Annotated in this window: 6 protein-coding genes; 1 reads left to right on the top strand and 5 read right to left on the bottom strand. The window is 66.6% G+C overall.

Going from position 1 to position 12,696, the window contains the following annotated elements:
* Window positions 1–88: 88 nt before the first annotated feature.
* On the bottom strand, window positions 89–2,644 hold the full coding sequence (locus tag Q0P59_RS18345; protein ID WP_295009086.1) for an ATP-binding protein: 2,556 nt from the start codon (window positions 2,642–2,644) through the stop codon (window positions 89–91).
* A gap of 297 nt (window positions 2,645–2,941) precedes the next feature.
* Between Q0P59_RS18345 and Q0P59_RS18340 the strand changes: the two genes are divergently transcribed.
* Window positions 2,942–4,846 (top strand): diguanylate cyclase, encoded by a 1,905-nt coding sequence (locus Q0P59_RS18340; protein ID WP_295009084.1) that lies wholly within the window; start codon window positions 2,942–2,944, stop codon window positions 4,844–4,846.
* Here Q0P59_RS18340 and Q0P59_RS18335 read toward each other — a convergent pair.
* From Q0P59_RS18335 to Q0P59_RS18320, 4 genes are all read right to left on the bottom strand, one after another.
* On the bottom strand, window positions 4,843–7,908 hold the full coding sequence (locus tag Q0P59_RS18335; RefSeq protein WP_295009081.1) for an efflux RND transporter permease subunit: 3,066 nt from the start codon (window positions 7,906–7,908) through the stop codon (window positions 4,843–4,845). The genes Q0P59_RS18340 and Q0P59_RS18335 overlap by 4 nt on opposite strands.
* The gene (locus tag Q0P59_RS18330; RefSeq protein WP_295009079.1) at window positions 7,905–9,038 is read right to left on the bottom strand and encodes an efflux RND transporter periplasmic adaptor subunit; all 1,134 of its coding nucleotides are present in this window, start codon (window positions 9,036–9,038) and stop codon (window positions 7,905–7,907) included. Before Q0P59_RS18330 ends, Q0P59_RS18335 begins: the two co-directional genes overlap by 4 nt.
* 111 nt (window positions 9,039–9,149) lie before the next feature.
* Window positions 9,150–11,153 (bottom strand): acyl CoA:acetate/3-ketoacid CoA transferase, encoded by a 2,004-nt coding sequence (locus Q0P59_RS18325; protein WP_295009077.1) that lies wholly within the window; start codon window positions 11,151–11,153, stop codon window positions 9,150–9,152.
* 27 nt (window positions 11,154–11,180) lie between these two features.
* Window positions 11,181–12,578 carry a GntP family permease gene (locus Q0P59_RS18320; protein ID WP_295009075.1) on the bottom strand — a complete coding sequence of 466 codons (1,398 nt, stop codon included), beginning with the start codon at window positions 12,576–12,578 and terminating at the stop codon, window positions 11,181–11,183.
* Window positions 12,579–12,696: the final 118 nt, after the last annotated feature.

Genomic DNA, 12,696 nt, shown 5'->3' with positions numbered 1-12,696 from the left:
TGAGCTTGGCGTTGAATGACAGCTTTCCCAAAAGCTCTACGGCTGCTCTGGGTCGACTCAAGCCGGTCAAGTCGACGCGACGCCGTGGTCAGGCATCATGATTTTGGGTGCTCAACCCGGTTGAGAATTCGCATTCCAAACCATCGCGTTCTCCGCCTGCCGCGCCCTTCTGCACCAGATAGGCGAGCACGACGGCCAGCAAGGCATCCTGTCTGACCGGCTTGGACAGGAAGTCGTCCATGCCGGCCGCCCGGGTGCGCTCGGCATCCTCGGCAAAGGCGCCGGCGCTGAGGGCGATGACCGGCAAGCGCAAGCAGCCCTGGGCCGCTTCCCAGTCACGGATGCGGCGTGTCGCCTCCAGGCCGTCCATCACCGGCATCTGCACGTCCATGAGGACCAGGTCGGGGCGCGGCATGGTCGTCGCCATGGCCACGGCCTCGCTGCCGTTGGCCGCCAGGTCGATGTCCAGACCGAGCCTGGAGAGCATGGCCTGGGTGACCTTGCAATTGATCGGGTTGTCGTCGACGACCAGCACCCGGCCGGACATCGCCACCACGTCGCCCGGCGCCTGGCGTGCCGACTGCCGGCTGTCGGTATGGCGGTCGAGCGCCTCGACGCGAATCCGGAACCAGAAGCGCGAGCCCTTGCCCGGCGTGCTGGCGACGCCGGCCTCGCCGCCCATCAATTCGGCCAGCCGGCGCACGATGGAAAGACCAAGGCCGGTTCCGCCATACTCCCGGGTCGTCGAGCTGTCGGCTTGCGAAAACGGCTGGAAGAGCAGCGCCTGCTTGTCTGCCGCAATCCCGATGCCGCTGTCGCTGACCGAAAACTCCATCAGCAACTCTGCCTGCGCATCGGCGACCTCGCTGGCTTCGATGCGCACGAAACCGCTGTCGGTGAACTTGACCGCGTTGCTGACCAGATTGGTCAGCATCTGCCGGATACGGATCGGATCGGCCTGGTAACGCGCGCCCGGCCGGCCCAGCCAGGCCAGTTGCAGGTCGATTCCCTTTTCCTGTGCGCTGCCGGCAAACAGCGTGGCGGCTTCATGGAGGATTTGCGCCGGATCGAAGGGCGCGCTGCTGATGTCCAGCTTGCCGGCCTCGATTTTCGACAGGTCGAGCACGTCGTTGAGCAGGGTCAGCAGGGTCTGGCCTGAATTCAGGATGGTGCGCGCGAAGTCCTGGCGCTCTTCCTCCGTCAGCCTGGGCAGCAGCAGCAGCTGGGCCATGCCGAGCACGGCATTCATCGGGGTGCGGATTTCATGCGACATGACGGCGAGGAAGTCGCTCTTGGCGCGGTTGGCCGCCTCGGCCGCCTCCTTGGCTTCGTAAAGCTCGGTGATGTCGATGCGGAAGCCGACGATAAAGCCTTCCGGCGTCTTGCGCTCGCGGATTCTCAGCCAGCGGCCGTCATCGAGCCGCTGGATGAGGTCGCTCCGGCCGCTGCGGTGCGCCGCCATCCGTTCGGCCACCCAGGCATCGATCCGCCCCTTGGCCTGCGCGTACTGGCCCCGTTCCGCCCCGGTCCGGATGATGTCCTCGAAGCGCCGCCCCGGCACCAGCAGATCGGCCGATGCCCGGTAATACTCGCGGTAGCGCTCGTTGCAATAGGCCAGCCGGTCCTCCTGGTCGTAGATCACGAAGGCCTCGCCGATGGTCTCGATCGAGGACTTCAGCATGGCCTGGCTTTCCTGCAGGCGGCTCTCCATGGCCAGATGGTGGGCGAAGGTCCGGTACAGCGTGAGGAGCAGCGCGAAGATCAGCGCGGAGAGCAGCAACGCGACGAGCACGACGCGGGTCCGGTAATCCCGGTAGCTGGCCAGCGCCTCCTCCTTCGGATGGCCGACGACGAAGCTCAGGCCGTATTCCGGCAAACGCTGGAAGCCGTAGATGCGCTCGACGCCATCGAGCGGATCGAGCCGCGCAAAGCTGCCCGACGTGGGCGCTCCCGCCGCCAGGTAGGGCACGCCCTGCACTTTCAGCCCCATGGCCCGCTCGCCGTCCGGGTAACTGGCCATGATGTCGCCGCTGTCGGCCACGACGGACACCGTCGCGTTCGCCCCCAGCCGGTCCCGGAAGGCGGTCAGGGCATCGGGGCTGAGCGAAATCACCATCACCCCCACGAAGCCCTTGTCGGACAGCAAGGGCCGCGTGATCTGGACCGACCACTTGCCGGAGCGCTTGCCGGCGACCGGTTTGCTGATGAACAGCCGGTCGCCGCCGTCCGCATGAGCCCGGAAATGCTCGCGCTCGCCGAGGAACAGGCGCTCCTTCGGCAGGCCCAGGTTGGAATAGACCAGCCAGCCCTGGGCATCGATCACGGCGATCTGGAAGCTCGTGTCCTCCATGTATTTCTGGCGACGAACGACCTGCGCGTTGAACTGCACCGGCCCTTCCGTCCAGTGCATGCGCAAGTCGACCAGGGCCGCGTTCAGGCGCTTGATCAGCGATGCCGCGTTCTCGGCCGAGGCCTGCGCCTGGAACTCGGTGACGCGCTCGACCTCGTGCAGGTCGCTGCCCTGGCGCCGCTCGAGTTCGTGCAGCGCGCCCCCCCAGATCATGGCCAGACTCACCAGGACAGCCAGCCAGAGGGCCAGGCGGCGAGACTGTCTGCCGCCCTGAGGGAAAAAGGAACCAGCCATGATGCGATATTTATCCGTGAATGCCTGCGGGCCGCCTGCCGCCGCCCGGTCGAAGAACGCCCGGCGCCAGAGACAGCATGTCACGCCGATTATGACCAAAGGACGCCCAACTGCCCAGCCTCTTCGGCTGTTCCACGATGCGCCGGGCAGGATATTCCGTCGCCTCGGGCGTGCCGGACGGGACCACGGATACCGGCGCGGCAGGCCAGCGGAAAATAAATCACAATTATGCCAAATATTGTGTAATCATCAATCCTCCACGCCAGTGGCCAGGGGTGCTTTGCGCAGGGAGGAAACATGAAAATCGGTTTTGCCAAGCAACTGATCTTCGGATTCATCGCCAACCTGGCGCTCATCATCGGGGTCGGCGTTGCCGTCATCGAAGTCAACAAGAACTACGATGCGGCGGTCGAGGACGTCTACCAAAACGAACTGCTCGGCGCCGTGCAGCTGGCCGACGCGATGGATGCCCTGTGGCGCCTGCGTTACGGCTTCCCGCAATTCATGGTCCTGGGCAAGCAGGAGCGTGAACGCATCGTCGCCGAGGAGCCCCGGTGGTACAGCATCATCGACGACAATCTCGCGGCCTATGCGGCGGGAGGCCGCAGCGACGAAGAACGGCAAGCCCTGGATGCGCTGCAAAAGAGCTACAAACGCTACATCGAGGCCCGCCCCCGCTGGTTTGAACTCTACGGCGCCGGCAAGACCGAGGAAGCGGCCGACTGGCGCGCCCGCACCACGACCCCCTTTGGCGCCGACGCCGTCGGCCATTTCGAGCGGCAGATCGCCCTGCAAAAGGCAGTGGCCAAGGAACGGATCAAGGCATTGCGCGAGCAGTCCATCCACACCCAGCAGGCGCTCCTGCTGTTGCTGGCCGTCATGTTCTGCGTCGCCTCGGGCCTGGCCTGGCTGGCCTGGAGCCTGCTGAAGCCGCTCAAGACGGTGCGCCTGCGCAGCGCGGAACTGCTCAAGTCGATGTTCGGCGAGGACAACCCGTCGATGGACGGCAATGAGATCGAGTCGCTGCTGCATGGCTTCGACCGGATGACCCGGCGTTTTCTCGCCCACAACGCCGAACTCGAGCAGACCCGCGACGAACTGGCGCGTCACGGCATGGCGCTGGAAGCCACGGTCAGCGAACGCACGATGGCGCTGGCCGAGGCCCTCGACAATGTGCAGAAACGCAACCAGGAGGCGATGCTCCTCAACGAAATGGGCGAGCTGTTGCAATCCTGCGTCGCCCTCGACGATGCCCAGAAAGTCGTCGCCCATTTCGTGCAGACCCTGTTTCCCCACGCCGAAGGCAGCCTCTACCTGACCGACAACAGCCGCTCCGGCCTGCGGGCGCTGGCCTCGTGGAACCTGCCGAGCGACGCGCCGGAGCCCGCCTTCCAGATCAATTTCGACGAATGCTGGGGACTGCGTCGCGCCAAGCCCTACCTGGTGATGAGCGATGCCAAGTCGCTGATCTGCGCGCACCACCACCAGGCTGCCGACGCCGCCTACCTGTGCCTGCCGCTGGCCGCCCACGGGGAGATGTTCGGCCTGCTGTCGCTGCATTTCCCCGCGCTCAGGACCGATGAGCTGCCCCCCGGGCAAACCCCCGAAAGCCATTTGCGCATGGAGTTGGCGGCCAGCATGGCGGCCCAGATCGGCGTCGCCTTCTCCAACCTTCGCCTGCGCGAAAGCCTGCGCCAGCAATCGATCCAGGATGCCCTGACCAGCCTGCACAATCGCCGCTACCTGGAAGACACCCTGCCCCGGGAAATGGCCAGGACGATCCGCGCCAAGCGGTCGCTGGCCGTCCTCATGCTCGACGTCGACCATTTCAAGATCTTCAACGACCAGTATGGCCACGAGGCGGGGGACGAAGTGTTGCGCGTCCTCGCCCGCAACCTGCGCGAAAACGCCCGCCGCGGCGACCTGGTCGCCCGCTACGGCGGCGAGGAATTCGCCATCGTCCTGCCGGAAACCAACCAGGCCGAGGCGACGATCTGGGTCGAACGACTGATGCAACGCATCCGCGGCACGCGGGTCAAGCAGGGCAACACGACGCTGCCGCCGATCACCATCTCGCTGGGGCTGGCCACCTACCCGGAACACGGCGAGGAAGGCGATGCGCTGCTGCGCATCGCCGACCTGGCGCTTTACGACGCCAAGCGCCAGGGACGCGACCGCCTGGTCTGCGCCCCGCCGGCCTAAGCCTTGCCCTTCCCCGGCAGCAGGCCGCGAACGCGCAGGATCAGGTCATCGACATAGGTGAACACCACCGGGATGACGAGCAGGCTGAGGAAGGTCGAGGTGATCAGGCCGCCGATCACGACGATCGCCATCGGCGCCCGGAAACTCGGATCGACGCCGATGCCGATGGCGATCGGCATCATGCCGGCGCCCATCGCCACGGTGGTCATCACGATCGGCCGCGCCCGCTTGCGGCAGGCGTCGAGCAGGGCGTTCCAGCGGTCCAGCCCGTGTTCGCGGCGGGCCAGCACGACGTAGTCGATGAGCAGGATGGAGTTCTTGGTGGCGATGCCCATCAGCATGATCAGGCCGATCATCGACGGCATCGACAGCGCCTTCTGCGCCACGAACAGCGCCAGGAAGGCGCCGGGCACCGACAGCACCAGCGCCGCCAGGATGGTCACCGGCTGCACGAAATCCTTGAACAGCAGGACCAGCACGATGTAGATGCACAGCACGCCGGTGGCCATGGCCAGGCCGAAGCTGGCGAACAGCTCGCCCATCGCCTCGGCGTCGCCGACCGTGGTCTGGATGATGCCCGGCGGCAGGTTGGCGATGCTCGGCAGGGCCAGCGCGGTCGCCTCGACCTCGCCGAGCGGCATGCCGTTCAGCTCGATCTCGAAATTGATGTTGCGCAGGCGGTCGTAGCGGTCGATCTCGGCCGGGCCGCCGGCGATGCCGATAGTCGCCACGTTGGCCAGCGTCACCGGCCCGCGCGCGCCGGGCACGGTCAGGCGTTCGAGCAGGGCCAGGTCGGTACGCGCCTCGGGCGGCAGCTTGACGACGATGGGCACCTGGCGCTGCGCCAGGTTGAGCTTGGACAGACCCTGGTCGTAGTCGCCGGCGGTGGCGATGCGCAGCGTGTCGGCGATGGCCTGCGAGGTGACGCCGAGATCGGCCATGCGCGCGAAGTCGGGACGGATCACCAGCTCGGGACGCACCAGGCTGGCCGTCGTCGTCACGTTGCCGATGCCCGGGATGCCGCGCAACTCCCGCTCGACAAGGCGGGCATGCTCGGACAGCAAGGGACCGTTTTCGCTGGCCAGCACAAGGATGTACTTCTCGTTGGCGGAGCCGAGGCCGACCTTGATCTGGGCGCCCGGGATCGCCGTCAGCGCATCGCGCAGCTGCCCCTCGATATCCTGCTTGGTCGTTCCCGGCCGCTCCTGGCGCGGGGTCAGGTTCAGCGTCAGCGTCGCCTTGCGCACCTCGGCGGCGCCCTGCGGCGCGAACGGGTCGCTGCCCGCCTTGCCGCCGCCGACGGCGGTATACACCAGCTTGACGTGCGGATTGGCCTGGGCGATGGCGCGCGCCTGCTCGGCGGCGGCAAAGCTTTCCTTGAAGGTGACGCCGGGCGGCAGGGTCAGGTAGATCTGCGTCTGCGACAGGTCGTCCGGCGGCAGGAAGCCCTTGGGCAGCAACGGCACCAGCATGAAGGAGCCGAAGAAGAAGACCGCGGCGGCGAGCATCGTCAGCAGACGATGCTTCAGGCACCAGACCGCCCAGCCTTCGTAGAAAGTCAGCCAGCGCGGCGGCCGGTGCTCATCGGCGACCGGCTTGAGGATGTAGGCGGCCATCATCGGCGTCAGCATGCGGGCGACGACCAGCGAGAAAAAGACGGCGATGGCCGCCGTCCAGCCGAACTGCACGAAGAACTTGCCGGCGACGCCGCTCATGAAGGCGGTGGGCAGGAACACGGCGATCAGCGTGAAAGTGGTGGCGATGACCGCCAGGCCGATCTCGTCGGCCGCCTCCATGGCCGCCTGGTAGGGCGTCTTGCCCATGCGCAGGTGGCGCATGATGTTCTCGATCTCAACGATGGCGTCGTCGACCAGGATGCCGACCACCAGCGACATCGAGAGCAGGGTCACGACGTTGAGCGTGAAACCCATCTGCCACATCACGAAGAAGGTCGGGATCGCCGACAGCGGCAGCGCCGCCGCCGACACGAAGGTCGCCCGGCCGTCGCGCAGGAAGAGCCAGACGACCAGCACGGCGAGCAGCGCGCCCTCGATGAGCAGCTTCATCGAGCCTTCGTAGTTCTCGATCACCGGATCGACGAAATTGAAGGCTTCGGTGATCTCGATGTCCGGATGCTCGGCCTTCAGCCTGTCCAGCGCCGCCAGCACGTTGGTGGCGACATCGACCTCGCCGGCCCCCTTGCTGCGCGTCACCTCGAAGCCGACCACCGGCTTGCCGTTGAGCAGCGCCGCCGTGCGCCGTTCGCCGACGGTGTCGCTGACCTTGGCCACCTGGTCGAGGCGGATGTGCCGGCCGTCGGAGAGCACGATGTCCATGCCGCCCAGTTCGTCGGCGCTCTGCACGGTGGCCAGGGTACGCACCGACTGCTCGACGCCGCCGATGTCCGACTTGCCGCCGGAAGCCTCCTGCTGGATGCGCTTCAACTGCCGCGAGATGTCGGCCGCCGTGGCGTTGAGCGCCAGCATGCGGGCCGGATCGAGTTCGATGCGCACCTCGCGGGTCACGCCGCCGACCCGCGACACGGCGCCGACGCCGCGCGCCGACAGCAGCGCCTTGCTCACCGTGTTATCGACGAACCACGACAGCGCCTCGTCGTCCATGCGCTTTGACGCGACGGTATAGGTCAGGATCGGCGCCCCGGACAGGTTGACCTTGCTGACCACCGGATCCTTGAGGTCGCCCGGCAGGTCGGCGCGGATGCGCGATACGGCGTCGCGCACGTCGTCCAGCGCCTCCTGCGTCGGCTTTTCCAGGCGGAACTCGACGGTCACGATGGCCGTGCCGTCCTGCACCTTGGTGTAGATGTGCTTGATGCCCTGCAGCGTCGCCACCGAATTCTCGATCTTGCGCGCCACCTCGGTTTCCATCTGCGCCGGCGCCGCGCCGGGCAGGCTGGCGGTGACCGTCACGGTGGGCAGTTCGATATCCATGAACTGCTGGATCTTCATGGCGCGGAAGCCCATGACCCCGGCCAGGGTGAGCAGCAGGAAGAACAGGATGGCCGGCGTCGGATTGCGGATCGACCAGGACGAAACGTTCATGGCCTGGCGTCCGCCGCGACCTTGACGGCATCGCCGTCGGCCAGGAAGCCGGCCCCCGACTCGACGACGCGCATGCCGGCCTGCAGGCCGGAAACGACCTCGACCCGGTCGCCGCTGCGGCGGCCCAGCGTGACCTTGGTTTGCGCCACGCGGTCCTCGCCGTCGAGGCGGAACAGGGTGGCGAAGCCTTCGCGCAGCACGATGGCCGACTGCGGAAGCGTCAGGGCCGGCGCCCGGCCGAGTTCGAACTCGCCGCGGGCGAACATGCCGGCGCGCACCGCCGGCGAGGCCGGCAGATCGACATAGACCAGGCCGTTGCGCGTCTGCGGGTCGATGCTCGGCGCCACGGCGCGCACGGTGCCCTTCACCGTTTCGCCGCCCGGCGCGGTCAATACGGCGACGGAACCGGGGCGGACGGTGGCCAGATCGGCCGACGACACTTCCGCCCGCCATTCCAGGCGGCCGCCGCGGATCAGCCGGAACAACTCCTGCCCGGGCTGGGTCAGCGAACCCACCGTGGCGCTGCGCGCCGAAATCACGCCGTCGTCCGGCGCCAGCACGCCGGTCTTGTCCATTTTGAGTTGTGCCGCCTGCAGGCGGGCCTGGGCGGCGGCCAGCCGCGCCTGCGCCGTGTGCTGGGCGGTCTGGTACTGGATATTCAGTTGCGAGCTGTAGAAACCCTTCTCGCGCAGTTCCTTCGCCCGTTCGGCATTGGCCTTGGCCTCGCCGGCGCTGGCCTCCAGTTCAGCGACCGACGCCCTGGCCTCGGCCAGTTCGCTGGCCACGGTGTCATTGGCGATGCGCGCCAGCACCTGGCCTTTTTTCACCACGTCGCCGACCTGCACGCGCACCTCGGTAATCCGGTAGTTGGCGATTTCCGGGCCGATCACCGCTTCCTGCCAGGCGACGACGTTGCCGTTGGCCGGCAGCAGTTGCGGCCAGTCGAGCGTTTGCGGCGCGGTCAGGGCGACGGTCAGCGCCGGGCGGGCGGCGGCCGGCTTGGCCGGCTCGTCCGGCTTCGGCGTGTCCGGACGCAGCAAAACGAACGCCACGCCCGCCACCCCGAGGGCAGCCAGCACCAACCCGCGGGATTTGCGCCCGCCGGGCAGACCCGATGTCTTGTCACTCATGCCTTAACCTGTATCGACCGCTTGCAAAATGAAGTCCCCCGAGGGGGACTGAAAACGGCCAATGATACCGCGTTCGGCGTTTATGTCAGCGCCGTAATGACCCTCTGGTCATCACGGTTTAGCCAGCTCCGCCTTGGCCTCGGCTTCGGTCCCGCTGATCTTCGGCGCGATCTGGCGCTTCTCCAGCGCCTCGCCCAGCTTCATGCGCAGGAAGGTGCTCGAGGTGTAGCGCGTCACGTCGTGGTAATGGCGCTCGACGACACCTTTCACCATGTCGATGTAGGCATCCACCAGTTCCGGCAGGATGCTGAAGCGGTCGTAATTGACGATGGCGTTGACCTTGTGGCCGACCGGGTCGAGCGCGGCATCGACCGCCGCCTCGATGCGGCGGATGTCGTCGGCGCTGCGCACGTTCAGCCCGGAAAAGTCGAGGAAGAACAGGTTTTGCGCCGCATCGTAGGACAGGCGCTCAGGCAGCGGCACATCGAGCAGTTCCGGGCGGATGCCCATCGGCCCGTCGGCGAAGATGCGCGCGTCCATGATTGCCGGTTCGCCGTCGATGATCGGCCGGAAGGCCATCTTGCCGAGGATGTCCTTCTGCAGGTCGACGCCGGGCGCGATCTCGGTCAGTTGCAGGCCCTGCGCCGTCAGCCGGAAGACGCAGCGCTCGGTGACATAGACCACCTCCTTGCCGCGCCGCGCCGCTTCCGGGCCGCTGAAGGTGCGGTGCTCGACCTCGTCGACGAACTTGACCGACTTGCCGTCTTCCCGAATGTGCAGCTTGCCGGCCTCGATCGCCACCTCCAGGTTGCCGGCGGTGAAGGTGCCGACGAAGACGACCTTCTTGGCGTTCTGCGAAATGTCGATGAAGCCGCCCGAACCGGCCAGCCGCGGGCCGAATTTCGAGACGTTCAGGTTGCCCTGCTTGTCGGCCTGCGCCAGGCCGAGGAAGGCGATGTCCAGCCCGCCGCCCTGGTAGAAGTCGAACTGGCTGGGCTGGTCGATGATCGCCTGGGTGTTGGTCGCCGCCCCGAAGTTCAGGCCGCCGGCCGGCACGCCGCCGATCACGCCGGGCTCGGCGGTCAGCGTCAGCAGGTCGATGATGTGCTCCTCGGCAGCGACGTTGGCGACGCCTTCCGGCATGCCGATGCCGAGGTTCACCACGGCGTTGGCCTTGAGCTCCATGGCCGCCCGGCGGGCGATGATCTTGCGCTCGCTCATCTCCATCGCCGCGATGGCCGACATCGGCACCTTGATCTCGCCGGCGAAGGCCGGGCTGTACTGCTCGATGAAGGTCTGCATGTGGTATTCCGGCTTCTCGGCGACCACCACGCAATCGACCAGGATGCCGGGTATCTTCACCTGGCGCGGATTGAGCGTACCGCGCTCGGCCACCCGCTCGACCTGGGCGATGACGATGCCGCCCGAGTTCTTGGCGGCCATCGCGATGGCCTGCGCTTCCAGCGTCAGCGCCTCCTTCTCCATGGTGATGTTGCCGTCCGGATCGGCCGTCGTGCCGCGGATGATGCCGACGTGGATGGGGAAGGCCTTGTAGAACAGGTATTCCTCGCCGTCGATTTCCATGATGCGGACGATATCCCTGGTCGTCATGGCGTTCAGCTTGCCGCCGCCGAAGCGCGGATCGACGAAGGTGCCGAGGCCGACCCGGGTGATCGTCCCCGGCTTGGCGGCGGCGATGTCGCGGAAGAGGTGGGTGATCACCCCCTGCGGCAGGTTGTAGGCCTCGATGCGGTTGGCCACGGCCAGCGCCTGCACCTTGGGGACCAGGCCCCAGTGGCCGCCGATGACGCGGGCGACCAGGCCGTCGTGGCCGAAGTGGTTGAGGCCGCGCTCCTTGCCGTCGCCCTGCCCGGCGGCATAGACCAGCGTCAGGTTGCGCGGGCTGCCCTGGCCCTGGGCATCGGTAGCCTGGCTCTCGAGAAAGCGCTGCTCGATGGCGACGGCGATGTTTTCGGCAAAACCGATGCCGACGAAGCCGCCGGTGGCGACGGTGTCGCCATCGCGGATCAGGCGCACCGCGTCGCGGGCCGACACCACCTTGCCGGTGTCGGAAGCGCGCAGCGAATTGGCCATCGGGTGACGGGTAACTGGCATGTTCATCTCCTCCTTTTTATAGTTGGCCTAGACGATACCCGTGGCGTAGAAAACCGCAATGACCACGAACACGGCCAGCGTCTTGATGCAGGTGATGGCGAAGATGTCCTTGTACGACTGGCGGTGGGTCAGGCCGGTCACGGCGAGCAGCGTGATCACCGCGCCGTTGTGCGGCAAGGTGTCCATGCCGCCGGAGGCCATCGAGGCGACGCGGTGGAACACTTCGAGCGGAATGCCGGCAGCCTGGGCGTTGGCGATGAAGGTCTCGGCCATCGCGGCGAGCGCGATGCCCATGCCGCCCGAGGCCGAGCCGGTGATGCCGGCCAGCGCGGTGACGGTGATCGCCTCGTTGATCAGCGGGTTGGGAATCGCCGACAGGGCGTTGGCCACCACCAGGAAGCCCGGCAAGGCGGCGATGACGGCGCCGAAGCCGTATTCGGAGGCGGTGTTCATGGTCGCCAGCAGGGCGCCGCCGATGGCGCCCTTGCTGCCTTCGGCGAACTTGCTGAAGACCATCTTCCAGGCGAACAGGAAAACCGTCGCGATGCCGATCAGCAGCGCCCCTTCGACCGCCCAGATGGCCGCCACCGCCTTGGTTTGCTGGACCACCGGCACGGCCTTGCCGATCACCGCCGGGATGAACGACACCTTCTCTCCGTAGAGGGCGGGAATGGCCGAGGTGAACACCTTGTTCATGACGCCGACCATGACCAGCGGCAGGATGGCGACCAACGGATGGGCCAGGTTGCTGCTGTCGATCGGTTCCGGCTCGTTGCTGTGACCTTCGCCATAGCCTTCACCGGCGGCGGCGGCGCGGCGGCGGCACCATTCGAGGTAGCTCAGGCCGCAGACCAGGATGAACAGGCCACCGATGAGGCCCAGCCAGGGCGCGGCGTAGATGTCGGTCTTGAAGAAGGTGGTCGGGATGATGTTCTGGATCTGCGGGGTACCCGGCAGCGAGTCCATCGTGAAGGTGAAGGCGCCGAGGGCGATGGTGCCCGGGATCAGGCGCTTCGGAATGCCGCCCTGACGGAACATTTCGGCGGCGAAGGGATAGACCGCGAAGACGACGACGAACAGCGACACGCCGCCATAGGTCAGCAACGCGCAGACGAGCACGATGGCGAGCATGGCGCGCTCGCGGCCGATCAGCTTGATGACCGCCGCGACGATCGACTTCGAGAAGCCGGACAGCTCGATGACCTTGCCGAACACCGCGCCGAGCAGGAAGACCGGGAAGAAGTTCTTCACGAAGCCGACCATCTTGTCCATGAACAGGCCGGTGAACATCGGCGCGACCAGGGTCGGATCGACGAACAGCACGGCACCCAAGGCCGCGATGGGGGCAAACAGGATGACGCTGTAGCCGCGATAGGCCACGAACATCAGGAATACCAGCGACGCCAGCACGATCAGAAAATCCACGACTGTCTCCTTGATCAATTGTTGTAAAGGCGCTCTTTACGCACGCCCCGTGCCACCGCGCGCAAGCAATTGATCAATATGGAATTTCAGAAATCAGGAAGGCCCCGGCGCCGGCCAG

Source organism: uncultured Dechloromonas sp. (assembly GCF_945957265.1).
GTDB lineage: Bacteria > Pseudomonadota > Gammaproteobacteria > Burkholderiales > Rhodocyclaceae > Azonexus.
The sequence above is the reverse complement of the archived record's forward strand: the minus strand, read 5'-3'. Positions and strand labels throughout refer to the sequence as shown.

What these genes read in the sequence shown, in the direction of transcription:
- Q0P59_RS18340 (WP_295009084.1), top strand. Translation starts at nt 2,942, where the DNA reads ATGAAAATCGGTTTTGCCAAGCAACTGATCTTCGGATTCATCGCCAAC.
- Q0P59_RS18325 (WP_295009077.1), bottom strand. Translation starts at nt 11,153, where the DNA reads ATGCCAGTTACCCGTCACCCGATGGCCAATTCGCTGCGCGCTTCCGAC.
- Q0P59_RS18335 (WP_295009081.1), bottom strand. Translation starts at nt 7,908, where the DNA reads ATGAACGTTTCGTCCTGGTCGATCCGCAATCCGACGCCGGCCATCCTG.
- Q0P59_RS18330 (WP_295009079.1), bottom strand. Translation starts at nt 9,038, where the DNA reads ATGAGTGACAAGACATCGGGTCTGCCCGGCGGGCGCAAATCCCGCGGG.
- Q0P59_RS18345 (WP_295009086.1), bottom strand. Translation starts at nt 2,644, where the DNA reads ATGGCTGGTTCCTTTTTCCCTCAGGGCGGCAGACAGTCTCGCCGCCTG.